The organism is Flavobacterium sp. (genome assembly GCF_035456085.1).
In the GTDB taxonomy this organism is placed as follows: domain Bacteria; phylum Bacteroidota; class Bacteroidia; order Flavobacteriales; family Flavobacteriaceae; genus Flavobacterium.
This window is the reverse complement of record NZ_DATIDY010000147.1, coordinates 1-26944: the sequence shown is the minus strand read 5'-3', so window position 1 is coordinate 26944 and position 26944 is coordinate 1. Positions and strand designations below refer to the sequence as shown.

General features: G+C 32.5%; 22 protein-coding genes. 13 read left to right on the top strand and 9 right to left on the bottom strand.

What is annotated here, in order from left to right:
• From VLC96_RS11595 to VLC96_RS11585, 3 genes are all read right to left on the bottom strand, one after another.
• The coding region (locus VLC96_RS11595; RefSeq protein WP_325263087.1) for a LamG-like jellyroll fold domain-containing protein at positions 1-3486 on the bottom strand (3486 nt) is incomplete at its 3' end.
• 361 nt (positions 3487-3847) lie between these two features.
• Complete coding sequence (locus VLC96_RS11590) at positions 3848-5428, bottom strand: NADP-dependent glyceraldehyde-3-phosphate dehydrogenase (RefSeq protein ID WP_325263086.1); 1581 nt, start codon at positions 5426-5428, stop codon at positions 3848-3850.
• 63 nt (positions 5429-5491) lie between these two features.
• Positions 5492-5797: a rhodanese-like domain-containing protein gene (locus VLC96_RS11585; protein ID WP_325263089.1), complete on the bottom strand. Its 306-nt coding sequence runs from the start codon at positions 5795-5797 to the stop codon at positions 5492-5494.
• Between the two features lie 402 nt (positions 5798-6199).
• Here VLC96_RS11585 and VLC96_RS11580 point away from each other — a divergent pair, with 402 nt between their 5' ends.
• From VLC96_RS11580 to VLC96_RS11555, 6 genes are all read left to right on the top strand, one after another.
• Complete coding sequence (locus tag VLC96_RS11580) at positions 6200-6985, top strand: sulfite exporter TauE/SafE family protein (RefSeq protein ID WP_325263085.1); 786 nt, start codon at positions 6200-6202, stop codon at positions 6983-6985.
• A gap of 160 nt (positions 6986-7145) precedes the next feature.
• Positions 7146-8555, top strand: a complete 1410-nt coding sequence (locus tag VLC96_RS11575) for an MBL fold metallo-hydrolase (RefSeq protein ID WP_325263084.1) — start codon at positions 7146-7148, stop codon at positions 8553-8555.
• 138 nt (positions 8556-8693) lie between these two features.
• Positions 8694-9272, top strand: a complete 579-nt coding sequence (locus VLC96_RS11570; protein WP_325263083.1) for a methyltransferase domain-containing protein — start codon at positions 8694-8696, stop codon at positions 9270-9272.
• 12 nt (positions 9273-9284) lie between these two features.
• Complete coding sequence (trxA, locus tag VLC96_RS11565) at positions 9285-9584, top strand: thioredoxin (protein ID WP_325263082.1); 300 nt, start codon at positions 9285-9287, stop codon at positions 9582-9584.
• Between the two features lie 51 nt (positions 9585-9635).
• Positions 9636-10064, top strand: a complete 429-nt coding sequence (locus tag VLC96_RS11560; RefSeq protein WP_325263081.1) for a cupin domain-containing protein — start codon at positions 9636-9638, stop codon at positions 10062-10064.
• 114 nt (positions 10065-10178) lie between these two features.
• Positions 10179-10352, top strand: coding sequence for a hypothetical protein (locus VLC96_RS11555; RefSeq protein WP_325263080.1), 174 nt, complete (start codon positions 10179-10181; stop codon positions 10350-10352).
• Positions 10353-10393: 41 nt separating this feature from the next.
• Here VLC96_RS11555 and VLC96_RS11550 read toward each other — a convergent pair whose 3' ends face one another.
• From VLC96_RS11550 to VLC96_RS11540, 3 genes are all read right to left on the bottom strand, one after another.
• Positions 10394-13312, bottom strand: a complete 2919-nt coding sequence (locus VLC96_RS11550) for a PAS domain-containing hybrid sensor histidine kinase/response regulator (protein ID WP_325263079.1) — start codon at positions 13310-13312, stop codon at positions 10394-10396.
• Between the two features lie 404 nt (positions 13313-13716).
• Positions 13717-15738, bottom strand: coding sequence for a PAS domain-containing protein (locus tag VLC96_RS11545; RefSeq protein ID WP_325263078.1), 2022 nt, complete (start codon positions 15736-15738; stop codon positions 13717-13719).
• 230 nt (positions 15739-15968) lie between these two features.
• Positions 15969-16535 (bottom strand): DUF4494 domain-containing protein, encoded by a 567-nt coding sequence (locus tag VLC96_RS11540; RefSeq protein ID WP_325263077.1) that lies wholly within the window; start codon positions 16533-16535, stop codon positions 15969-15971.
• 261 nt (positions 16536-16796) lie between these two features.
• On the opposite strand from VLC96_RS11540, the gene VLC96_RS11535 reads away from it, so the two are divergent.
• The 4 genes from VLC96_RS11535 to VLC96_RS11520 all read left to right on the top strand — a co-directional run bounded on the left by VLC96_RS11535 (position 16797) and on the right by VLC96_RS11520 (position 21477).
• Positions 16797-17423 carry a TetR/AcrR family transcriptional regulator gene (locus VLC96_RS11535; protein WP_325263076.1) on the top strand — a complete coding sequence of 209 codons (627 nt, stop codon included), beginning with the start codon at positions 16797-16799 and terminating at the stop codon, positions 17421-17423.
• Entirely contained in the window at positions 17413-18732 is a 1320-nt protein-coding gene (locus tag VLC96_RS11530) for a TolC family protein (RefSeq protein ID WP_325263075.1), read from the top strand. The genes VLC96_RS11535 and VLC96_RS11530 overlap by 11 nt, the downstream gene beginning before the upstream one ends.
• 8 nt (positions 18733-18740) lie before the next feature.
• Positions 18741-19820, top strand: coding sequence for an HlyD family secretion protein (locus VLC96_RS11525; RefSeq protein WP_325263074.1), 1080 nt, complete (start codon positions 18741-18743; stop codon positions 19818-19820).
• 67 nt (positions 19821-19887) lie between these two features.
• Complete coding sequence (locus tag VLC96_RS11520) at positions 19888-21477, top strand: MDR family MFS transporter (RefSeq protein ID WP_325263073.1); 1590 nt, start codon at positions 19888-19890, stop codon at positions 21475-21477.
• A 114-nt stretch (positions 21478-21591) separates the two neighbouring features.
• Here the strand turns inward: VLC96_RS11520 and yaaA are convergent, their stop codons facing one another.
• Complete coding sequence (yaaA, locus tag VLC96_RS11515; protein ID WP_325263072.1) at positions 21592-22350, bottom strand: peroxide stress protein YaaA; 759 nt, start codon at positions 22348-22350, stop codon at positions 21592-21594.
• A gap of 151 nt (positions 22351-22501) precedes the next feature.
• Between yaaA and VLC96_RS11510 the strand changes: the two genes are divergently transcribed.
• From VLC96_RS11510 to VLC96_RS11500, 3 genes are read left to right on the top strand one after another with little or no spacing between them, the layout of a single operon-like run.
• The gene (locus tag VLC96_RS11510) at positions 22502-23035 is read left to right on the top strand and encodes a GNAT family N-acetyltransferase (protein WP_325263071.1); all 534 of its coding nucleotides are present in this window, start codon (positions 22502-22504) and stop codon (positions 23033-23035) included.
• Between the two features lie 45 nt (positions 23036-23080).
• Complete coding sequence (locus tag VLC96_RS11505; protein ID WP_325263070.1) at positions 23081-24496, top strand: adenosine deaminase; 1416 nt, start codon at positions 23081-23083, stop codon at positions 24494-24496.
• Between the two features lie 48 nt (positions 24497-24544).
• Positions 24545-25762: an ATP-binding cassette domain-containing protein gene (locus VLC96_RS11500; RefSeq protein ID WP_325263069.1), complete on the top strand. Its 1218-nt coding sequence runs from the start codon at positions 24545-24547 to the stop codon at positions 25760-25762.
• 56 nt (positions 25763-25818) lie between these two features.
• Here the strand turns inward: VLC96_RS11500 and VLC96_RS11495 are convergent, their stop codons facing one another.
• Both VLC96_RS11495 and pyrE read right to left on the bottom strand, forming a co-directional pair.
• Positions 25819-26211 carry an SRPBCC family protein gene (locus tag VLC96_RS11495; protein ID WP_325263068.1) on the bottom strand — a complete coding sequence of 131 codons (393 nt, stop codon included), beginning with the start codon at positions 26209-26211 and terminating at the stop codon, positions 25819-25821.
• Positions 26212-26250: 39 nt separating this feature from the next.
• Positions 26251-26892 carry an orotate phosphoribosyltransferase gene (pyrE, locus tag VLC96_RS11490; RefSeq protein ID WP_325263088.1) on the bottom strand — a complete coding sequence of 214 codons (642 nt, stop codon included), beginning with the start codon at positions 26890-26892 and terminating at the stop codon, positions 26251-26253.
• Between the last annotated feature and the right edge of the window lie 52 nt (positions 26893-26944).

The window sequence follows — 26944 nt, the reverse complement described above, 5'->3', positions numbered from 1 at the left end:
TTTTATGATTCTTAGATAAACAGGAGTATTCAACTCAATTTTAGCAATATAGACTCCTGCGGCTTGATTTTCTAGGGTTAGTTGCGCTTTTCCATTTTCGAGAGTATAAGTTTTGTTTGAAATAAGCGTTCCGTTTAAAGCATATAATGAAATAGCCACTTTTTCCCTCGCGGTCGGCAACTCGATTTCAAAGTTTCCTGATGTTGGATTAGGATGGGCCGTAACCGCGCCTTCAATTCCGGCAATGTCTTCGGCATAAATTCCCTCGCAGGCTTTGGCTGTTTTCACTTCGATCAGATCGCCTTTTTTTGTTTCCACAGAAAAACGGGAATCAGTAGTTTTAAACTGTTCTACGCCATCCACAAAAACGGTGTAAGGAGCAGTTCCTTCTGTAATTTCAACATTGACTTTATCTAAAGCAATGCTTGATTTTCCAGTAATAGTTGCGCCTTTTGAAATGGTAACTTTGAATGATTGATCGAAGTTTTCCCCAGCAACATTTATTGAAACGATATAGATCCCAGGAACCAAACTGCCTACTTTTAAGATGTTATTTGAAAAAGGGTATGAAGTTCCATTAATGCTAGCAACATAAATATTCGATGTTTTAGCAGTTATGTTTATTTCACCATTTTTTTCACCTAGACAAGATTCCCCTTTTGATTCAACCGCGAAATTATCTGAAGGCAGGCTAAAGCAATTATCATTAAAACTAGCCGTAGCATCTTTAAATGTTGTCCAATTGGCATTAGAATAAGCCACATCATCCACTTGAATGCAACTAAGATTTGGGTTGTTGGTAAAGTTGGATTTACTGTACAAAAGCGTGTTTTTACCATTTTTTAAATTAAGCGCTGAAAGACTATTAAAACTACAATCTAAATAAGTCAAAGAAACATTTTTAGAAAAATCTAAACTTGTTAGTTGATTATAAGAACAGGTTAAATCAGCCAAAGAAACATTTTTAGAAAAATCTAAACTTGTTAATCGGTTAGAAGAACAGGTTAAATAAGCCAACGAAATATTTTTAGAAAGATCTAAACTTGTTAATTGGTTAGAAGAACAACCTAAAGAAGTCAAAGAAACACTTTTTGAAATATCTAAACTTGCTAATTGGTTAGAAGAACAACCTAAAGAACTCAAAGAAACATTTTTTGAAAGATCCAAACTTTTTAATTGGTTAAAACTACCCTCTAAAGAAGTCAAAGAAACATTTTTAGAAACATCTAAACTTGACAGTTGGTTAGAATAACAATTTAAATATTTCAAAGAAGCGTTTTTAGAAACATCTAAACTTGATAATTGGTTCGAAGAACAATTTAAAAATGTCAAAGCCGTATTTTTTGAAACATCCAGACTCACTAATTTATTAGAATAACATTCAATAGTAGTTAAAGCCGTGTTTGCTGTAAAATTTAAACTGCTAATCTGATTGTAATAACAAATCAGGGAGATCAAAGCTGCATTTTTAGTTAAATCCAAGCTTGTCAATTTATTAGAATAACAGCTGAAATACTCTAAAGCCATATTTTTTGAAACATCCAAACTTGTTATAACATTTCCCCTGCAGTCTAAATTTTTCAAAAGAGTGTTTGAGGAAATATCCAAACTTTTTAATTGATTGGAAGAGCAATTCAAAGTGATTAGTTTTGTGTTTTTTGAAATATCCAACGTTTTCAGCAACCCATCACCGCCGGTGGTACTTGACCAATAATTTCCTTTGCCATTGCAGCTTAAAGTTTCCAAAGCAACAAAATCCTGGATTCCGGTTAAATCTGCAATCTGACTATTGGAAACGTCCAATGAAGTTAGTTTGTCCACATTTGCGGTGGGCACTTTTCCATCGGGAACTCCTGAGTCAATACCCAAAGCAATTAATTTTTTTTCAAAATTAAGATCTGGAATAAGCGTATAAGGAGTACAATTTGTAGAATAACTTGCCGTGGCATCTTTTAATGCTGACCAATTGGCATTGGAATAAGCAACATTGTCAACTTGGATACAGCTTAAGTTTGGATTATTTTTGAAATTAGATGATTTATCATTTGATAAAATCGTATTGTTTCCATTTTTCAAATTAAGAGTTCGCAATTGATTAGAATCACAACTTAGAGCTTTCAAGGAAGTAATTTTAGAGACATCTAAAGTAACTAATTGATTTGAATCACACCATAACCAACTTAAAGTAAGATTTTTAGAAACATCCAAACTTGCTAATTGGTTAGAAGAACAATCTAAAGAAGTCAAGGCAACATTTTTTGAAAGATCTAAACTTGCTAATTGGTTAGAAGAACAATATAAATAAGCCAAAGAAACATTTTTAGAAAGATCTAAACTTGCTAATTGGTTAGAATAACAATTTAAAGAAGTTAATGCCACATTTTTAGAAAAATCTAAACTTGCTAATTGGTTAGTAGAACAAGTTAATGAAGCTAACGAAACATTTTTTGAAAGATCTAGATTTACTAATTGATTATAGCCACAATTTAAATCAGTCAACGCACTATTTTTAGTTACATCTAAATTTGTTAATCGGTTGTAGTAACAATTTAAATTTTTCAAAGCAACATTTTTAGTAACATCCAAATTCGCTAATTGATTAGAAGAACAATTTAAATTCGTCAAAGCTGAAAAATCCTCAATTCCAGTTAAATTAGTGATGGAACTTGACGAAACATTCAATGAAGTCAATGACGAAATGCTGGAAGTTAAAACTTTGCCATCAGCCGTACCGGAATCAATGCCCAACGCGATTAATTTTTTTTCAAAATTAACATCAGGAATAGATGTATAAGGATTATTGTATTTAGAACTATATAAATTAGTAATTTCTTCTGGTGTTAAAGCTCGGTTCCATAAAGCAATATCATCTAGCGCCCCACTATTGTCCGTTATAATCCCCTTACCTCCTATCTTTAAATTATTTGATTTATCTGAATAAGGTGTATTATTCAGACCAAAACTTCGAGTTAATGGACTATTATTTATGTAATAAATATAGCCACTGCTATTTTTTACACAGACTACATGAAACCAACTGCCGGCGACTAAACTTGAATTAGAATTCGCTTCATAACCTTTGCCGTATGTGTCAAAACCAACTCCATTTTGAAGTATAAGAAATGAACTGGTTCCTTTTGACAATATATAGTTGGCAGTATAAGAATTTGGATTAGGATTGTAATTTACCCAAGCCGATATCGTAAAGTCATTTATACTAAAATCTAATAAGGCAGAATTTAATATTTCAATAAGGCTAGAAGCATTAAAAGTATATGCCGAATTAGCATTTCCGAATCTATCTGAACTTAAAACGGCACCTGTAACCGTCCCGTTTCTACCATTACCGCTTTCATCATTTGCATTTCCATTGAATGGATAGTAAGCAAGCAGTCCATTTGTAGGAACCGATATAGGAACATCTGGGTTTTGTGAATAAATTGTTATGCTCGCTAAAAACAGCAAAAAGTATAGTTTTGTTTTCATATGTTATATTTAATATTTTTAGGTTCTCCCTAAAAAAAGCTCTAAAAAACAAGTTTCCTTGTAATAAAAATTATACCTTTCTCTTGGAGCGAATGCTTATTTATATTTTTTGGAAATGCATGAATATTATTATTTATTTTAAAACATACATTATTTAGCCTCATAAGATTTAAGGCGCTAAATATAGAAAATAAAATTTCAAAAAAAATAGATAAAATACAAATATTAACGATAAAATACCATATTTTTTAAAATAACACAATTAAACTTATAAAATTTAAAAAATGTTTTCATAATAGTTAAAAACAAAAAACCGCCTCATTCCAAAAAAATGAGACGGTCTTAAAAGTTTAAAAAATTATTACAAAATATAATCAGTATTTATAAAATTAGATTCTTTACTATTCAACAATTCCTGTAAAATTTCGTTGTTATAAGCATTATCTTTTGAAGCAACAAAAGTTCTGATTGAGAACGAACGCAAAGCATCATGAATACTTAATGTTCCACTTGCAGAATCTTTTCTTCCTGTGAACGGGAATACGTCTGGTCCTCGTTGGCAAGAACTGTTTAAGTTTACCCTACAAACCAAATTCACCAAAGTATCAATAAGTGGTGCAATCGTTTTGATGTTTTTACCAAACAAACTCACTTGCTGACCATAATTTGACTCGGCCATATCATTCAAAGGCTCTTGAATATCTTTGAAAGTCAATATTGGAATTACAGGTCCAAATTGCTCTTCACGATATACATCCATATCTTTAGTTACAGGAAATAAAACCGCTGGGAAAATAAAATTCTCTGTTCGTACTCCTCCTTTTGCGTTAATTATTTTAGCTCCTTTGCTTGTCGCGTCTTGAATTAATTTCTCAATATAACCTGGTTTTTCAACTTCTGGAAGCGGAGTCAGTGAAACACCTTTTTCCCAAGGATTACCAAATACTAATGAATCTACTTTGGCTGTAAAACGTTTATTGAATTCTGCAGCCATATTTTCGTGAACGTATATCACTTTTAAAGCCGTACAACGCTGACCGTTGAAAGATAAAGTCCCTGTAATACATTCTTGAATTGCCAGATCTAAATCGGCATCTGGTAATATAATTGCTGGATTTTTTGCCTCCAATCCAAGTACCAGACGCAATCTGTTTTTGTTCGGATGCTGATCTTGCAAGGCAATAGCTGATTTACTATTTCCAATCAAGGCCAAAATATCTACTTTTCCAGATCTCATAATTGGTGAAGCAATTTCACGGCCTCTACCATAAACGATGCTGATTACACCTTTTGGAAAACTGTTTCTAAACGCTTCTAACAATGGCGAAATCAATAATACACCATGTTTAGCAGGTTTGAAAATCACAGGATTTCCCATTATCAAAGCTGGAATAAGCAATGTAAATGTTTCGTTTAATGGATAATTGTAAGGTCCAAGACACAATACAACTCCAATTGGCCCTCTACGAATCATTGCATTAATTCCCTGTACTTTAGAAAAATGTGCGCTGTCGCTATTTAGTTCTTTATAACTTTGAATAGTATCATAAATATATTCTACTGTTCTGTCAAATTCTTTTTCTGAATCCCCCAATGATTTACCAATTTCCCACATCAAAAGCTTTACTACTTCTGTACGGGTTTCTTTCATTTGAGTAACAAAATTCTCCATGCATTTGATACGATCAACAACTTTCATTGTTGGCCATAACCCTTGTCCGTTATTAAAAGCTGCCTTTGCCGATTCTGCTACTTCTAACGCTTCTGCTTCGCCCATAAAAGGGATTGAACCTAATAAAGTTGGCTCATATTTTTCGGTAGAAGAGATAGTTGAATATACAGGAGTTGTTTTTCCTGTCCATTTTTTTAATTCGCCATTTACTAAATAAGTATCTTGATTAAGTTGTGACTTAATTTGAAATTCTTCTGGTATTTTATTCATCTTTGGTTATTTTGCTTATTTCCCATAATTTAAAAAGAGGTCAATGCCTCTTTATGTGTGATATTAAACGATATCACCTTCCCATTCAATAATGCCACCGAGTAAGTTATAGGTATTTTCAATTCCTAACTCATTCATAATTTCACATGCTTTTGCACTTCTCATCCCTGAACGGCAATACACATAGTAATTTTTGGTTTTATCCAATGCTGCAATAGCATCAACAAATTCTTGTCCTTTATGAATATCTATATTAATAGCACCTTCTATTATGCCTTGGTCGCATTCATCTTCGGTTCTAACATCTAATAGAACTGCGTTTTCATCAGCCTCAAACTTAGAAGCCCATTCTTCTTGTGTCAAATTCATAATATATATTTTTTTGTAAAAATACGACGTTTTCCTCAAACATTATATGCCATTTTTGTGAATTAGTCAATAAATAAAAGAAAACGATTTCGTAAAATGAATAATTTTTATATTTAAAGTTAAGATTAAATCAATTGCAAAAAACACATTTTTTAGACAAAATTAAATACTTGTTTCAACAGCAAATTCTAATGGAATATGTCAAATTTAGTCGATAAATAATATCTATAATTCCTATAGAAATACAAACAAATCTCTACAATATTAATCATATCTATTTAAAAATCAAACAAATAACGCAAAATTCAAAACATTATAAAAAATAACATTTTAAACTGTTACTAAAGTTACTTTGGAACAATAAAAAACTTCGCATCTTTGCTTTAATTAAATAAAAACAAAATGGAATATTTCGGTTATTTGGCGTCAATCATAATAGGTCTTTCATTAGGTCTAATTGGCGGTGGCGGATCGATATTGACCATTCCTATATTGGTTTATTTATTCAAAATAGATCCAAAATTAGCGACAAGTTACTCCTTATTCATTGTAGGAATTACCGCTTTATCGGGATGCTTCAGCCATTACCGAATGGGGAATCTCAAAATCAAATCGGCTTTGTATTTTGCAATTCCTTCAGTATTTTCAATATTAGTAATTAGAGAAGTTATTTTTCTAGAAATCCCTACTTTATTATTTACTGTAAATGGTTTTCAGGTCACCAAAAACTTTCTAATCATGATCATCTTTGCCGTGCTGATGATGGCTGCTTCTTTTTCGATGATGAGTCAAGCCAAAACTGAAATACAATCTGTTGGGACAAATTATTGGCAATTAGCCATCATTGGGGCTATTGTTGGAATCATAACCGGTTTTTTAGGTGCTGGTGGTGGATTTTTAATCATTCCCGCGCTTTTGTTTTTTGCCAATTTACCAATGAAAGAAGCAGTTGGCACTTCATTATTAATTATCTTTATTAATTCTACTATTGGGTTTGCGGGTGATTTATACATTGGCACACCAATCGATTATACATTTTTGGCAAGCATTTCAATTATGGCTTTTATAGGAATGCTTATTGGCACTCGCTTATCGAGAAAAATAGACGGAAATAAACTGAAACCTATTTTTGGCTGGTTTGTTTTGGTAATGGGTATTTATATTATTATCAAGGAGTTGTTTTTTTAAGTTTCTAAGTTTCTGAGAAACTAAGTTTCTAAGACTATTACTTTAAATATGAAACCACTTAACCTTATAAACAATTTAACCATTTAAACTTAGCTTCTCGGAATCTTAGAAACTTAGAAACTCAAAAAGAAACTCACTAACTTTACACAAAATTAAAATCATGAAAATCGAACAAATATATACCGGATGTTTAGCGCAAGGTGCTTATTATATTACTTCCAATGGCGAAGCAGCTATAATTGACCCTTTGAGAGAAACAAAACCGTATTTGGACAGAATTGCTCGCGATGGTGTGAAACTGAAATATATTTTTGAGACTCATTTTCATGCCGATTTTGTTTCCGGCCATCTTGATTTAAGTAAGGAAACGGGCGCTCCAATCATTTATGGGCCAACGGCGCAACCCGAATTTGAAGCTACAATTGCCACAGATAATCAACTCTTCGAATTAGGAAATATCAAAATAAAAGTCCTGCACACCCCTGGACATACGATGGAAAGTGCTACTTATTTATTAATTGATGAAAATGGGAGAGATCATGCCATTTTCTCTGGAGACACTTTGTTTATTGGCGATGTAGGAAGACCTGATCTTGCTCAAAAAGCCACTGCAATGACACAGGAACAATTGGCGGGTTTGTTATTTCATTCGTTGCGAAATAAAATCATGACGCTAGCAAATGACGTTATTGTATATCCGGCACATGGCGCTGGTAGTGCTTGTGGCAAAAATATGAGCAAAGAAACAGTTTCGACTATTGGGAATCAAAAAGCTACCAATTATGCCCTAAGAGCCAACATGACCGAAGCCGAATTCATAACCGAAGTGACCGATGGATTACAACCTCCTCCCGCCTATTTTGGAATGAATGTTGCGATGAATAAAAAAGGATATGACAGTTTTCAAGAGGTTTTGCAGCAAGGAATGCATACGTTATCAGTAGCCGAATTTGAGTCTGCCGCTGACGAAACTGGCGCTTTAATTCTGGACACTAGAAAAAATACCGAATTTGCAAAAGGTTTCATTCCACAATCAATAAACATAGGGATTGATGGCGATTTTGCTCCATGGGTCGGCGCTTTAATTGCCGATGTAAACCAACCCATTTTGCTAATTACCGAACTCGGTCAAGAAGAAGAAACCGTTACCCGACTGAGCCGCGTAGGTTTTGATAATTTAATAGGTCATCTCGATGGAGGTTTTGAAGCCTGGAAAAATGCAGGAAAAGAAATTGACACAATAAATAGAATCACCGCCGAGGAGTTTCAAAAACAAGTCAAAATTGGTCAAAGCAAAGTCATCGATGTCCGCAAAGACACCGAGTACAGCGCTGAGCATGTTGCCGAAGCTTTCAGCAGACCACTGGCAAACATCAACGATTGGATCAAAGACATCGAGCCGAACGAACCCTTTTTCATGCATTGTGCTGGAGGTTATCGCAGCATGATTGCAGCTTCGATTTTGCAGGCGCGAGGGTTTCGAAATTTCAGCGAAATAGAAGGCGGCTTCAATGCTATTGCCAAAACCAATGTCCCAAGAACTGATTTTGTATGTCAAAGTAAAATATAAATAATCTGGGCGTGCCACCATCCCAATAATAAGGCTAACATTCTTTACGAGTATTCGCCTTATTATCGGGATGCTGTCGGGCTATCCGCGTTACTTCGGTAACTTGCTTCTATCCCTCACGCAAGCAATAAGAAAATCATGGAAAACTATCAAACTTTTTGGAACAATCAATACCAGGTCAACACTTTAGGCTGGGATCTTGGGACAATTTCGCCTCCAATAAAAAGTTATATAGATACTTTACAAGATAAGAACATTCGAATTTTAATTCCTGGTTGCGGAAACAGTTATGAAGCAGCATATCTTTTGGAACAAGGTTTTACCAATGTTACCATAATTGATATTGCGCCAACATTAGTCAAAAATTTAAAAAATAAATTCAAAAACAATCCTAACCTCAACATTATATTAGGGGATTTTTTTGAACATCAGGGAGAATATGATTTGATAATCGAGCAAACTTTCTTTTGTGCACTACCTCCAGCAATGCGTCAGGATTATGCTTCAAAAATGCATCAGCTTTTGTCCAAACACGGAAAACTTGCCGGATTATTATTCAATCGAACATTCGACAGCGGCCCACCCTTTGGCGGAAGCCAGGAAGAATATGAAAACCTTTTTAAAAATACATTTCACTTTCTAAAAATGGAAGTTTGCCAAAATTCAGTTGCACCTCGAGCTGGATTCGAATTATGGATAGAATTTCAAAAAAAATAAAATACTATAAAGATGAGCACATTTAGCACTATTATTCAATCAGAAAAACCAGTTTTGGTTGACTTTTTCGCGACTTGGTGTGGACCTTGTCAAACATTAGCCCCAATTTTGAAAGAAGTAAAAGATAAATTGGGCGAACAAATCTCAATCATCAAAATTGATGTAGACAAAAATCAGCAACTTGCTGCGCAATATCAAGTTCGAGGCGTTCCCACTATGATTTTATTCCAAAATGGAAAACAATTGTGGAGACAATCCGGAGTTGTAGGCAGTTCAGATTTAATTAAAATAATAACTACCCAGAAATACTAGGTTTTTAATTTCAATTGTAACTATTTTTGCAACATCAAAAAATCATCAAAAATGAAAATACCACAGTTTATTACAATTCTGATTTTAGCTCTGGCAACACAGCAAACTCTTATCGCACAAGAAAAAAAAGATAAAAAATATACGATCGAAAATTGTGTCAATCATTTTGAATTGGACAAAGCAAAAAAAACAAATGTAGGCTACCAATATTGGTTTATTGATAAAGATTTTATTGATGGAAACACTCTTAAAATGAGTATTGTTGATCCACATAAATCTACTCATCCTCCACACAAACATGTTGAAGAAGAATTCTTTTTTATCTTAGAAGGAACTGCTACTTTTTATTTGGACGGAAAAACCACTACAGCCGGAGCTTATACTAGTTTTTATTGCCCCTCAAATGTTGAACATGGAATTAGTAATACTGGAGATACCGAATTGAAATATTTGGTAATGAAAAAATATACAAAAGAATAAAAAATTACCTTAAAAGTTGAAAACGTAATTTCGCGTTATAAAAAAGTTAATTAATCGTCCCTAATTCAAAAAAAGAATACTTTTGATTCAATTAAAAATCAAAAAACTAAAAGAATGAAAAACCTAATCACCGTTTTGGCTGTAGCACTTTTTTCAGCAGGAATCAATGTAAGTGCTCAAGATAAACCAAAAGAAACTCCTAAAAAAGAATGCACAGCTAAGGAGAAAAAAGCATGCAACAAGTCAAAAAAATCTTGTTGTACTGCAAAAACAACAAAGAAACTGTAATGCAATTAATTTATAATGCCCCGAAAGAGTGTTGAAGTAATTCAACACTCTTTTTTTTGAGACAACCATTTATTGATGATGATATCTAAATCTTCTTCGAGTATAGGTTTTGAAACATAATCGTTCATACCAAATTCCAAACATTTATCTTTTTCACCGACCATAATTCCAGCCGTTAACGCTATAATTGGAACATTTTGCCCATTTTGGAGCGCTCGGATTTCCTGTGTAGCTTCGTATCCATTTTTTATTGGCATTTGGACATCCATCAAAACCAAATCGGGATTGTTTTCAATAAACTGCTCAACACCTTCCTGCCCATCCATTGCTTCCAAAATAATTGCATTTGGAATAATTCTCCTCACCAAAGTTTTGGTCAAAAACATATTGATTTTATTATCCTCAACAATTAAAACTTTAAGAACATCAAGCGTTTTTTCTTTTCCAGCTTTTTCGGTCTTTTTACTGCTCAATTCAATAAAATCATCATTTGCGAGTTGCGATTTTTTAAATTTTATAAAGAAGAAAAAATCACTTCCATCACCATATTTACTTTTCAGTTGCAAACTACTTTTCATTAGTCCCAACAATAAATTAGAAATAGCCAGACCCAATCCCGTACCGCCAAATTTTCTGGAAGTAGCACTATCTTCCTGAACAAATGAATTGAAAATTTTCTTTTGATTGTATTGTTTTATTCCAATTCCGGTGTCTTTGATAGAAAACTTTATTGTCGTTTTCTTTTTGCCTGCTTTGACTTGTTCAACATCTAATTGTATGTAGCCAAACGAGGTGAATTTTAAGGCATTGCTAATTAAATTTACCAAAATCTGTTTCAGCCTAATTGAATCTGCACAAATATATTGCGGAACATTTTCAGCAATTATAAGCGATAAAGAAATGTTTTTCAGGTTTGCCTGATGTTTAAACAGTTCAATTACTTGGTGCAAAAGCCTAAAAAGATCAATATCTTCAAGATGTAATTCTAATTTCCCAGACTCAATTTTTGAAAAATCTAAGATATCATTGATAATTTCCATTAACGAATTAGCCGATATATTGACCGTTGACATATATTCTAATTGATCATTTTCAAGATTTGTTTTCATCAACAAATCAGTGAAACCAACAATTCCATTCAATGGAGTCCTGATTTCGTGACTCATATTGGATAAAAAATCTGATTTGGCTTTATTGGCTTCTTCAGCTTGAATTTTAGCTTTTTGAAGTTCTTTATTGGTTTGTTTTAACTCCTCGTTTATTTCTTCGTATTCGATGTATTTATGGTATAGGTTTCTTTCGTTTTCTTCGGCTCGCTCTTTGGTTCTAATTAATTCCAATTCCAGCAATTTATGCTCTGTAATATCTCGGATAGTTCCTAAAACGACTAGAGGTTTATCGTGGTCGTCCCATTTTAAAGTGCCCATTCCATGCACCCAACGTTCTGCGTTATCGTTTCGTCTTATGATTTTGTATTCCTTGTCAAAAGGTTTTCTTTTAATAACAACTTCTTCCTGAAAATAAATTTCCAGATTTTTTCTCCAGTCCGGATGTACCAAATCGTTAAAGGTTTCGGTATTTAAATCATAATCTGCATCAATGCCCAAAATAGTATTTAACAAATCGGTACGTGTCCATTTTCCTGTATTCATATTGATACTGTAAGTACCCAATTCTGCAATGATTTGGGTTTCTTTCAGGAAAAGTTCACTTTCTTTTAATTTTATTTCGGCTTTTTCGCGTTTTGTAACATCTTTTACAAATAATAAAACTTGCGCCTCCGAAATTTTGACCGCATCTATTGAGCAGCGGCGTATTGTACCACTTTTATGCAAAACCGAAATAATATTGTTTGAAGTTCCTTTCCAAGAAACATTACTAAAAATAGCTTTTATATTTTCCCAAAAGTCTTTTGGTACAAGTTCACTGAATGTCTTTTTTAATAATTTATTTTTTGAATATCCAGTAATTTTTGAGGCTGCAGGATTTATTTCCAAAATTGAGCCTTCTTTGTCGATTACCATAACACCATCGGGCGCATTTTCAACATAATTTTTAAATTTGGCATTGCTTTGTTGTTCCCGCTCTTTTTCTCGAATGGCAGCAACTTCTTTTTCTTTTGCTATAATTTCACTTTCAATTCGTTTCTTTTCCGTAATATCCTGAGCAATCCCTCTTAACGCCACAGTTTCACCTTTTTCATTTTGTATTGGTAATCCGGTGCTATAAATCCATTTGAAACTATTGTCAGGAAATACTATTTTATGAGTTACTTCATAAGGCAGTTTCGTTTCAATAGATTTTCTTATTGTGGTACTAATCAGTTCACTATCTTCTTTGGTAAAATAATTTAAATAACATTCATAAAGATTAACATTAGAGCTACTCTCTATTTCAAAAATATCATATAATTGTTTGGACCAAATCAATTCCTTGGTTATAAGATTAAATTCCCAACTTCCAATTTTAGCGATTTTTTGAGCATCATTTAACAAACTTTCACTCGCTGATAATTGTTCCTGAATTTTTTTAATTTCGGTTATATCTCTACCAATAGAATAGACCAAATTTTTGGCTGGATTCATTATAGAAGTCCACTGAACGGCAATAAGTTCTTTTTGTTTGGTAAGGATTCTGTTTTCAAAAACTACTGTTTTTTCACCTTCTAAAAGTTTTATTAAGGCGTTTTCGGTACTTAAAACATCTTCTGGATAAAGATAGGAGAGATAATTATTTAAAAGTAATTCACGTTTAGAAAATCCAAGCTTGTTAATGAATACGAGATTGAATTCTTTCAAGTTTCTGTTTAAATCTGAAACACAAATAAAATCTGTAGTATGTTTAGTAAAAAATTCAAAATTGGCAATAGAATCTACTTTCTTTTGCAACAATGAAATCTTTTGTTCTTGCTTTTTTATTATTTGTAACAATTCTTCAACTGATGGTAAAGTTTCTTTCATGTGTTGATGTTTAATTGTTTATCCAATAAGCTCGTGAGTTTGTTTCTTATTCCATTAGAATTTTATTTAACTAAAAATATTTAAGGTATTTTTTGATTTTTTTTCTAAATATATCAGTATTATCAGATAAAAATATCTTTTGAAAATGGACATTAAAATATGCCATTACAATCAGTTCTAAGAGAATTATTTGATTAAAGGTATAAAAATAATCCAAACATAACATGTTAATTTATAAATAATTACACACTTTTTATTTATAAAATAGCATATCAACGATAAGTTTGGTAATTCATAAGTAAAACGAAAAATAATCGTTTTAAATTATAAATCTGGTATTATTTAAGTAACAATTTGTGCAACTTTTTAAAAGTCTAATGAAGAATCTGGGAGGCAATATTATTTTAAAGTTGTGGTTTCAACCATTTATGCAATGCTTTTTCCAAATCAGCATGTATAATTGGTTTGGTGATGTAATCTGACATTCCGTGGTTTAAACACTTTTCTTTTTCGCCGTTTAAAACTCCGGCAGTCAAAGCTATTACTGGAATGTGCATACAGCTTTTTGTATTTTTGATAGTGACAGTAGCATCATATCCGTTTTGAATTGGCATCTGAATATCCATCAAAATAAGGTCTGGTTTTTCTATTTTGGCAAAAACGGCGGCATCATAACCATTTGTAGCTTCAATAATAGTACAATTACTTATGATTTTCTGGACTAAAGTTCTAGCCAAAAGCATATTAATTTTATTGTCTTCAGCAATTAATATTTTAAAGTTTTCCAGCGAATTGTCAGGCTTAGAAACTCCATTTGCCTGTACATCTTTATTTTGTATTAAATCATTCTGCTTTTGATCAACTTTTTTGAAATCTATGATAAAAAAGAACTCACTTCCAACCCCGTATGAACTGTTCAATTGCAATTGGCTGTTCTTTAAAGCCAAAAGTTGGCTCGAAATGGCTAATCCTAAACCAGTTCCGCCATATTTTCTGGTGGTTGTATTATCAGCCTGAATAAACGATTCAAAAATCTTTTCTTGATTTTGAGCTTTAATTCCAATTCCGGTGTCGATTACCGAAAATTTAATTTTTGATGTTGCTGCATCTGATTCGACTTGAACTATATTTAGCTTAATATGTCCAGAAAAAGTGAATTTCATAGCGTTACTAAGCAAATTCACCAAAACCTGCTTCAATCGGAAAGAATCTCCCAATATGAACTGCGGTACATTATGGTCAATATGAAGAATTAAATCTATATTTTTAGAGTTGGCCTCATATTTGAATAAATTGATAATTTGATTTGACAATTCATAGATATCAATTTCACCAACACTCAATTCGAATTTACCTGATTCAATTTTTGAAAAATCAAGTATATTATTGATAATTTCCATCAAAATATTTGCAGATTCATTGACCGTAGTAAGATATTCTAATTGATCTTTATCGAATTTAGTTTTCAAAAGCAAATCGGTAAAGCCCACAATACCATTGAGTGGCGTACGGATTTCATGGCTCATATTTGCCAAAAAATCAGACTTTGCTTTGTTAGATGCTTCAGCTTTTTCTTTGGCCTTTATTGTATCATCAATTTGTTTCTTTTGTGTAATATCCTGAACAACACCTTTTAGCGCAACTACATTGTCATTATCATCAACCATAGCCACACCGGTACAAAAAACCCATTTTATTTTTTTGTTGGTTAATATGATTCGATGTTCCATTTCATACGGAATTCGAGTTGCAATGGTATTTTCTATATTTCTTTTTAATTCCTCTCTATCTTCCGGAAAAAAACAAGACAAAAACTTGTTATAAAGCTCTAGATCATTTGGAATTTTTTCTAATTCAAATATTTTATATAATTCATTGGACCAATTTAATTCCTGAGTAGTTAAAATAAAATCCCAACTTCCAATTTTGGCAATTTTTTGAGCTTCGTTCAGTGATCTTTCGCTGGATACTAGTTTCTCTTGTGTTTTTCGAATTTCAGTAATATCTCTGGCGATTGCATAAATTAAATTATTGTCGGTATTTAAGTTGGCTTTCCATTGAAAATAAACAACTTCGCCATTCTTTTTTATGTATCGATTTACAAAATCAATTGCTGGTGAAGTTTTAGAAATTTTTTTACAAATTAAGGAAGTAGCTTCTAAATCATCGGGATGTATAAAATCATAAAATGGTTTTGATAATAATTCTTCTCTAGAATATTTTAGTACATCAATAAAAGCGTCATTAATAAGCGTAAAGTACCCATCGTAATTGACAATACAGACTAAATCTAGAGAATCTGTTATAAAATATTTAAAGTCTGAAATGACCTGCTTTTCTTCAGTCAACTTTTTAATAAGTAAATCTTGCTCCTTTACTTTTTTAAGAAGTTCTTCGTAACTAAAAACATTTTCTAAGCTTTCCATTGAAAATCTAAAATAATTGTATTATATACATTTTTGCCATAAATATAGTGTAGTCTAATAAATAAAAAAAAACAAAATAATAAAAGAAACAAATTATGCCAATTTATAAAAAATTCATATCAAATTTCATCCTTTTTATAAATAATTTCTTTATTCTATCATAAAATAATAAAGGATTTTTCAATTGCTTTTTGGCAACAAAAAAATCCTTTATTATGATTCGATTTTTTTTACGCCTCTTGTTCTTCTTCCAACACACTTTCAAATTCCATTGGGTCTTCAAAATCGCTGTCTTTTACCACTTGAGGTTTGGAATCTTTGCGGGCATTGAATTTTTCTAATTGTTCCAATTCTCCTTCTTCACCAGAAAAATAAGGAAAAACGTCCATGATTGGCGATTCAGAAATAGCAGGAATGGTGTATTCTCCCATAGTTGTTTTCATCACTGTTACCGTATTATCATAAGCTTCGCGAACATCATTAGCTTGAATCAACAGATACATATTCGATTTTTTCTCCTTGCCTGTTTCCTCATCATAGGCCATTAATGACACTCTCGATTTAAACCAACGATCTGTGTTTTCAAAAGGATGAATTTCTGCATAATTAGCCATTTTAATATTAGTGATTTTAAATTCTTCACTAATATAGGCAGACATCTCTTCGGTGATTCTACTTTCGGCTTCTGTGTAAGAAACAGCATCTACCAAATACGGTTCTGTAGTAACCTTTTGTGTTCCCGTTGCTTCGTCTGTTTTTCTGTATTTAACCTTGCATTCGTACCAAATTGCGCTCATAATTATTTTTTTAGGAAGCCAAAGATAGATTTTAATAAAAAGTTAATTCCATCAACAATAAAATAGATATTCACAATTTTATTTAACACTGAAAACCAGATTGTTACTCGAAAAATATTTATTTTTAAAAACCAATTTTAACGAAATTTAATATTAATATGTCTTCAAAATAGATTGTTAAATAAAAGTTAAATACAAAATTAAACGCTCGTTTAAATTAAACACTTGTTTAATTTTGTGTCCAATTAAAAAATAAAAATCTTGAAAACTACCTTTACTAATAAGCAAATTCAAATTCTACAAGTAGCCGAAATGCTATTTGCAGAAAAAGGATTCGATGGTACCTCGATCCGAGATATTGCAAAGGAGGCCAAGATTAACGTTGCCATGGTTTCGTATTATTTTGGTTCTAAAGAATTATTATTGGAAGCATTGGTTATTTTCAGAGTTAGTGAAATCAAAAAACAATTAGATATACTAATTCTGGAAGAATTGCAACCATTGGAAAAAATAAATAAGTTAATAGAAATGTACATTAACCGAATCAATGACAATAGATGCATGTATCAAATTTTACATTTTGAAGTTTCTTCCAGCAAAAGAAAAATCAACATGCAAGCATTTACTGAATTGAAGAAAGAAAATCTGAAATCAATGGAAGCCATAATTTTGGAAGGGCAAGAAAAAGGAATTTTTAAAAAAGACATTAATATTCCACTGTTGCCATCTACAATGCTTGGGCCTTATTTTCATTTTAATTTAAATCGATCTTACTATGAAGAATTATTTGGATTAGATACCGAAGAAAAATACAATAATTATATAAAAACAACATTAACAATGCACATTCAACAAACCATTAAAGCACTCTTGATATATGAAAGTTAGATATTTAATACTTTTTGGTGGTTTCTTCGCTGGGATTTCATCGATTACAGCACAGGATAAAACCAATTTAAAACTGGAAGAGGCAATACAATTGGCTTGGACAAAAAGTAATGAAGTTTCGTTGGCAAACACGAAAGTCGACACGAAGAAACAAGAATTACAATCGGCAAAAAACAATCAATATCCTGATTTAAAACTTACTGGGCAATATCTCCATTTGACTGAACCAACTTTACATTTAGAAGTTGATGCCGGCTCGGGTGCATTTCCAGTTCCAGATCAAGTAGCAATTGGTCAGGCAAGTTTGAAAGTTCCCATTTATTCCGGAATGAAAATCCATAACGGAATTAAACTTCAGGATAATTTGGTTCAGGCAGAAAATGCAATGGCTTCTAAAACAAAAGAAGATGTGGCAATGCGCGTTATAAACTACTACGCCGATTTGTACAAATCACAAAGGACCATTGAATTGATAAAAGAAAATCAAAAAAGTGCACAACAACGTGTAACTGATTTTGTTGCTTTGGAAAAAAACGGAATCATTCCAAGAAATGATTTATTGAAAGCGCAACTTCAGGTTTCTAAACTGCAATTGTCACTTGATGAAGCACTTAACAATGAAAAAATAATCAATTATTATCTTGTTACGCTTTTGAAATTGCCAACTGGAACAAAATTGGAGGTTCATGAAAATGATCTTATTAATTTTCCTAAAAATAATATTCCTACAGATGAGCAGCCAGCATTACAAAATCGTAAAGATTTAGAAGCATTGCAATTCCAGGAAAAGGCTTCGGAAAACAGTATTGCAATGGCCAAATCAAACTATTATCCTAGTATTGCTTTCACAGGAGGATATGCTGCTTTGAACCTCAACAATGTTGTAACTTTAGAAAACGCAATGTTTTTTGGTGTGGGAGTTTCGTATGACCTTAGTGGAATCCTGAAAAATGGTACTGAGGTAAAAATTGCAAAAAGTAAAGCGCTAGAAGTTAAAGACTCCCAAGAATTATTGAAAGATAACATTCGAGTTCAAGTTCAACAAGCAATTACAAATTATGATTTAGCTATAAAACAAAATACTGTTTATACTCAAGCTGTCGAACAATCTGTTGAAAATTATCGTATTGTAAAAGATAAATATGATAATGGTCTTTCGGATACCAATGACTTACTTGATGCCGATGTTGAGCAACTTAAATCAAAAATTAGTGAAACTATCTCCAAAGTAGATGTAATTCAAAAATATTACGAATTACTTTCTGCAACTGGCCAATTATCTCAAACCTTCAACCTTTCTAAAATATAACCATTACCATGGAAAAGAAAAAAACAAACAGCAAATTCATAATAATTATAGCGGTTTTAGTCCTTGTAGGAGGAACTTACGGAATTATAAAATACAATCATGCACAAAATCATGAAGAAACGGATGATGCACAAATAGAAAAAAACATGAACCCAATAATTCCAAGAGTTTCTGGATATGTGGACAAAGTTTATGTAAAAGATAATGACTACGTAAAAAAAGGAGATACTTTATTTACAATTGATAAAAGAGATTACCAATTGAAAATAGAAGAAGCTAATGCTGCTCTTGTAGGTGCTGAAGGTAGTTTTGAATCAGCAAAAGAAGATATTGGAAGCGCTCTTGCAAGTGTTGCCGTTTCTAGTGCTAATGTAAAATCAGCAGGTGGAAATATCGAAACTGCAAAAATCAGATTGGGCAGAGCTAACAGTGATTATATTCGTTACGAAAATTTATACAAAAATCATTCGATTACAAAACAACAATACGAACAAGCATTGGCTGCTAAACAAGAAGCTGAAAGTCAGGTTCGCATTTTAGAAGAACAACAAAAAGCAAGTTCTTTTCAAAAATCTGCTTACGAAGCAAAATCAAGAGTTTCTGACAAACAAACTGCTGTAGCTGCTGCTAATATCAAAAAAGCCAAAGCACTACTTGAAGCTGCTAAGTTAAATTTGACTTACACTGTTGTAACTGCTGCTATTGATGGTCAAATTTCTAAAATTGATATTCAACCAGGACAACTGGTACAAGCTGGACAATCTTTATTTTATATCATCAATAATAATGAAGCTTGGGTTGTAGCTAATTTCAAAGAAACACAATTAAACAAAATGGTTATTGGTCAAAAAGTTACATTAAAAGTTGATGCATATCCAGATTATGAGTTTAAAGGGACATTAACTTCTTTTTCACCAGCTACAGGATCTCGCTTCTCTTTATTACCACCAGATAACGCAACAGGAAACTTCGTAAAAACAATTCAAAGATTACCAGTAAAAATTAGTTTGGATTCAAGTAATGATGCTGCGAAAGTAAAATTATTACGCCCAGGGATGAATGTGGATGTTGATGTACATTTGAATTAAAATATTAGATTGCAGATTACAGTTACTGAATACTGATTAAAAAATCACATTATACAATTGATATAAAATGACAAAAGTACAAGCAGGAGACGACGATTTAGTAGAATACGGATTTAGACGTGTCATTATTACGATTACAGCAGTGCTTTGTGCATTACTTGAAATCGTCGATACAACTATTGTAAACGTAGCCCTTACTGATATGCGAGGTAGCCTTGGTGCTACACTGACAGACGTAGCTTGGGTAATTACAGCTTATGCAATTGCAAACGTGATTGTAATTCCGATGACCAGTTGGTTATCGCAACAATTTGGAAGACGTAATTACTTTGTAGCTTCGATTATCCTTTTTACGGTATGTTCCTTTCTATGCGGGAATGCTACTAACATTTGGGAGCTAGTTATCTTTCGATTCGTTCAAGGTATGGGTGGAGGAGCTTTGCTGGTAACTGCTCAAACCATTATTACCGAAAGTTATCCGATTGCAAAACGTGGAATGGCACAGGCTATTTACGGAATGGGAGTAATTGTTGGGCCAACTCTTGGACCGCCTTTGGGAGGTTATTTGGTTGATAATTATTCATGGCCTTATATTTTCTACATCAATATTCCGTTGGGAATTATCGCTGCTCTTTTGACTATAACTTTCGTAAGGAGTCCTAAATATGGTGAAAAATTAAAATCAAATCAGGTCGATTGGTGGGGAATATTTTTATTGGCATGTTTCATCGGTTCTTTACAGTTTGTTTTAGAACACGGTCAACAAGACGATTGGTTCAATGATCCTATCATTACGACTTTGAGTACTGTATCTATATTAGGTTTAATTCTTTTTATTTGGAGAGAACTTACCTATGAACATCCAATCGTAAATTTAAGCGTCCTAAAAGACAGTAATCTTAGGATAGGAACTGTTATGTGTTTCATTCTTGGTTTTGGATTGTATGGTTCAACATTAATCATTCCAATTTATACACAATCAATACTAGGCTGGACTGCTACAGATGCGGGATTATTGTTGATACCAGGTTCTATCACAACAGCATTTATGATGCCGATAGTAGGGAATTTGATTCAAAAAGGAGTTCCTCAACAATATATGGTTGCTGTTGGGTTTTTAATCTTTTTCTTCTTCACTTATATGATGTACGGTAATATGACTCCTGATACCGGAGTAGAACATTTATACTGGCCATTGATTTTAAGAGGAATTGGTTTAGGATTATTATTTGTACCAATTACAACACTTTCGCTTTCTACTTTAAAAGGAAAACATATTGGCGAAGGTGCCGCTTTTACAGGGATGATGCGTCAGTTAGGTGGTTCATTTGGTATTGCGATCATTACCACATTTATCACGCGTTGGAGTCAGGAACACAGAGTAAATCTGGTTTCATACTTAGATCCTAGCAAATACGAAGTACAACAACGTGTTGCAGGAATGCAAAGAAATTTTATGTCCAAAGGGTTTAGCAGTAATGAATCTTTACATAAAGCTTATCAAGTCTTAGATTATTCTGTTATGAAACAAAGTACAGTTTTGGCTTATATGGATATTTTCCTTTGGTTGGGAATATTGTTCTTATGTTGCATTCCTATTATTCTTTTTATCAAAAAAGGAAAAAATAAAGTAAATCCTGCTGATGCAATGCACTAATTCAGATTGCAGATTTTAGTATACTTAAAAGCCGAATTCATTACGAATTCGGCTTTTTTATTATAACATTATTGCACCATGCTTATCTACACTGTGTTTCTATCAAATCGCATATTATCTCGTAAACACCAGATGATTACCTTTTGACAAATTAGCATCAAACTGATAACCTTCATAATTAAAACCTTTTAAATCATCTATCGTTTCAGCATTGGTATCCAAAATATAACGCACCATCAATCCTCTGGCTTTCTTAGCAAAAAAGCTAATCATTTTTAATTTTCCGTCTTTATAATCTTTGAATTCTGGAGTAATAACAGGAACTTTCAATGCTTTCACATCAACCGCTGAGAAATATTCATTACTAGCCAAATTGATAAACAACTCCCCTTTTTTAAGTTCTTTATTCAAAGAATTGGTAATTGTCTTTTTCCAAAACTCATATAGGTTTTTGTTTTCCCCAACAGGTAATTTAGTCCCCATTTCAAGTCGGTAAGGTTGAATTAAGTCCAAAGGTTTCAAATAGCCATAAAGTCCTGATAATATTCGCAAACGGTCTTGTAACTGGTCTAATTTTTCAGTCGGAATAGAATAAGCATCCAATCCTGTATAAACATCGCCATCAAAAGCATAAACAGCCGGACGGGCATTTTCTGGAGTAAAAGGTGTTTTCCATTCTTGATTGCGTTTCCAGTTTAAATCTGCCAATTTATCTGAAATCGACATCAACTCTGATAATGATTTTGGTGATTGCTGTTTTAAAACTTTATGAACTTGTCTGGATTCTTTTAAAAATGAAGGAGAAGTATAGTTTGAAGTTGGTAATTCTTGTTCAAAATTTAATGATTTGGCCGGCGATAATACGATTTTCATATATAACTATTATTTGTTCAAAAATACAAATTGAAATCTATAATTCAGAAACAAATAAATTGAATTGTTTAATAACACAATAGAATTTTAAAATAGACACTTTTTATTTTTATGTATTTTTGATTCTATAAAAAGATCTAAATAAATCAAAATGATTGAGATAAAAAAAGCAATATTATCAGACCTTTCCATCATTCAAAACATCAGTAAACAATCATTTACTGAAACTTTTGCAGCGATAAATACTCCAGAAAATATGGCGAAATATCTTGAAGAAAGTTTCAATACATCACAGCTGACATCCGAAATAAATAATCCTGATTCTCCTTTCTATATTGCTTTTTGGGAGAAACAACCAGTAGGTTATCTCAAATTAAACTTTGGAAATGCACAAACAGAAGCCATTAAAGACAATGCCTTTGAAATCCAACGCATTTATGTTTTACAAGATTTTCACGGCAAAAAAATTGGGCAATTGTTATTAGACAAAGCTATTCAAATCGCGCAACAAGAAGCTGTCGATTATATTTGGCTGGGAGTTTGGGAAGAAAACCTCAGAGCTATTCAATTTTATAATAAGAATGGTTTTGTGACGTTTGACAAACATATTTTTGTTTTAGGCAATGAAGAACAAACCGATTTATTAATGAAATTGAAAATAACAAACAAAACAGCATCGCTTTAAAACAAATTCAGAGACATTTGTTATATTTGCAAGGAAATAAAGAACATGAAATTATTTTATACTTTACTTCTCTCTACCCTATTCCACTTAGGATTTGCGCAATCAGCAGATCAATATTTTGAGAAAATCAGGAATAACGAAGCAGCTCTTACTGCTTTTTTTACTCAAATGCCCAAAGGCGGCGATTTACATCATCATTATTCCGGCTCTATTTACGCTGAACCTTTGTTAGCGCATGCCATCGCTCAAGATTTATATCTTAATACACAAAACATGACAGTTAGCCCAGAAAAACAAATTGGTGCGGACTGGGTATCATTTTCTACTTTGCAAATGAATGGTGAATTGGATACTTACAAACAAAAAATAATGCAAAAATGGTCTGTTAAGGACTACAACAATGTTGATTATCCTTCGGACAAATTGTTTTTTGAATCTTTCATGAAGTTAGAACCTGCCCTAAAAGATAATTTTGAAGCCGGTTTATTGGAACTAAAAAACAGGGCAATTAAAGAAAATCTAAGCTACATCGAAACTCAATTATCCCCTATTCCTTGCGCCATCAAAACGGATGATTTAGCAAACTACAATACTTATTTGCGAAAATTGGTAGCCAATAAAAACGAAAAAGCTGTTATGAAATCTTTGGATTCATTGTACTCTATTTTCATTAAAAAAGATGCCAAAAAATACGCCACTGATTTCAATACCAATTTTGTTGGCAAAATGCATAATGAACTCAAAATCGATGACATCCAATTCACAATGCGCTATCAAAATTTTGTTTTGCGTTTTATGGAACCTGTGGAAATTTTCAAAAATCTGGTCGTTGCTTTTATCTCGGCTGACAGTAGCCAATTGATCGCGGGAGTAAATATCGTTTCCCCCGAAGATGGTGAAACATCGATGAAAGATTATGAATTACACATGCTGATGTTCAAGTATTGTCACAGTCGTTTTCCAAAAGTAAAATACACGTTACACGCCGGTGAACTTACTTTAGGATTAGTGCGCCCCGAAGAATTGAGTTGGCATATCAATGCTGCTGTTTATACCGCGGGAGCCAACAGAATTGGACATGGAGTTGATATAGCTTACGAAGAAAAGAGTTATGACTTAATGCGTTATATGGCTAAAAATAAAATCCCTATTGAAATCAATTTGGTTAGTAACGAATTCATCTTAAAAGTAAAGGAGAACCGCCACCCTATCCTATTGTATAAAGAATTTGAGGTACCCATAATAATCAGTACCGATGACGCCGGAATATTACGAACCAATATGACTGAACAATATGTTTTATTAGCCAAAAGATATCCAATAATTTCCTATACTGATATTAAACAATTTGTTTACAATAGCATCAACTACAGTTTTATTCAGGATACTAGCGTAAAAAAACAATTAGTTCAGGATTTGGATAATCGATTTAAGACTTTTGAGGCTAATTTTAAAAATTAGACCTAAAAGGTTTTAAAAACCTGTTAGGTCTTTACCAAAACAAACAAAATGAAACATTGGGACATTCTTCTATCCAATCAAGTTGACAAAAAAAAATTCATAGACACTTTACTATCTGGAAAAATACAAGGAAAATTATCAGATTTTAATAATTTGAAAGGCATTTTATTTTCGGACATTTCCATTCAAAAATTAATCGAGGAAGAGTTCCGACATGACTCTATCGAAGCTACTGTTGAAGCAAACAGAAACCTTAGAACCTTTTCATCCGGAGAAAGAAAAAAAGAATTTTTAAAATACTGTCTTAAGCAAAATCCAGATTATATCATTCTCGATAATCCAATGGATCATCTTGATCAAAAGTCCCGTTTGGAATTGGCAACTGCGATAGAAACCATTTCAAATTCGGTACGCATCATTCAATTGGTCAATCGCACAGCTGATTTGCTTGCTTTTATTCCTAATAAAGCCCAAATAGAAAATAATTCTTTTGAATTAAATGACATAAAAACTATTGAACATCATTCACTTGAAAACAACGAATATAAAATACCTATCCATAAAGAAGTTTTTGAAGACGGTATTCTTATAAAAATGAACAACGTATCGGTTTCTTATGATGAAAGACCTATTATTGATTCCCTTTCCTGGACAATTAAACAAGGCGAATTTTGGCAGCTTATTGGTCCGAATGGTTCTGGAAAAAGCACTATTTTATCATTAATTTCAGGAGATAATGTCAAAGGTTACGGTCAGGACATCGAACTCTTTGGACGAAAAAAAGGTAGCGGAGAAAGTGTTTGGGAAATCAAAAAGAAAATTGGCTATTTCTCTACTTCCATGACCGATTTATTCAGCAGAAATACCACTTTGGAAGAAATGGTTCTTTCGGGTTTCTTTGATTCCATTGGATTATACAGACAACCAACAACTTTACAAAAAAAGATTGTCGCGCAATGGCTCGATTTAATTGAAATGACCCATTTGAAAAAAAACATTTTCAATCGACTTTCAGTTGGTCAACAAAGAATTGCCCTTATTACTCGCGCAGTGCTGAAACACCCTCCATTATTAATTTTAGACGAACCTCTTGAAGGTTTGGACGATCATAATGTTTCATTGGTAATCCAACTTATCAATGCAATCAAAAGAGAAACCAATATCACTATTCTGTTTGTTTCTCATCGAACAGAACCAAATCTTGCTCCCAATTCTGTTTTAGAATTACAACCAAGTCCAACGGGTTCCAAAGGAGTTTTGTATTAAATAAAAAAAGCCTTTTAGCGAGAAACTAAAAGGCTTTTGTCTTTTATAGATTATTTTTAAAGCTTTGTCATGTTGTTGGCCAAAGTTTCAATGAATTTTGAAATCGGACCTTTTACCATCATTGCCATCATTGCGTTAAATTCACCTTCAAAATTTAATTTCACAGCACTTGATTGCTCTGATAAAGCATCAATATTTGCAATTAAAGTAAAAGGGACTTTATCACTTGCAGCACCCAAAACTACTTTGTTTGGAGCTACCTTATCTTTCATTTTTAATTTAATTTCTGGCATTCCTTTTAATCCAAAAATAAAAGCGTCTTCTCCTGTAATTTCAAATTTTGCAATATTATCAGGCATTAATTTTTCGAAATTTTTTACATCAGTTAATAAATCGAATAATTGTTGAGCTGATTTTTCAACGGTAACCTTAGGACTTTCTAAATTCATAATTGTATTTTGTTTGTATGCTGATTATGCAGTATAAAATTAAACATTCCAAGTTGATGGACTAACGTTCCATTCTCTCAAAGTTTGCTCTTCTTTCTCGGTTATATAACTTTTTGCAACTGCCAAATTCAATAAATTTTGGTAATTACTCAAAGTATATAAATCAATTTCTGCATTTTTGAAATTTTGGTCTGCAACATCAAATCCATATGTGAATATGGCTGCCATTCCTTTTATAACTGCTCCTGCTTCCCGTAAGCCTTCAACGGCAAGTAGGCTACTGTTTCCAGTGCTTATTAAATCCTCAATAATTACTACGCTTTGTCCTTTTTGCAAAAAACCTTCAACTTGGTTTTGACGACCATGTTTCTTTGGCTCTGGTCGTACATATACAAATGGCAATCCCATGCTCTCTGCAACCAGCATCCCAATGCCAATTGCACCAGTAGCTACACCTGCGATTACATCTGGTTTCCCAAATTGTTTCTCGATGTGTTTAGAAAATTCATCTCTAACATAATTTCTTATGGCTGGAAACGAAAGAATTAAGCGATTATCGCAATATATTGGCGATTTCCATCCAGAAGCCCATGTAAAAGGATTTCCTGGATTCAATTTAATTGCATTTATTTGCAAAAGCAATTCGGCTGTTTTTTCGGCTGTATCTTTATTAAAAATCATAATACAAATGTATAAAGTTTTTGTTAACGACAAACCACTTTTTTTGACAAAT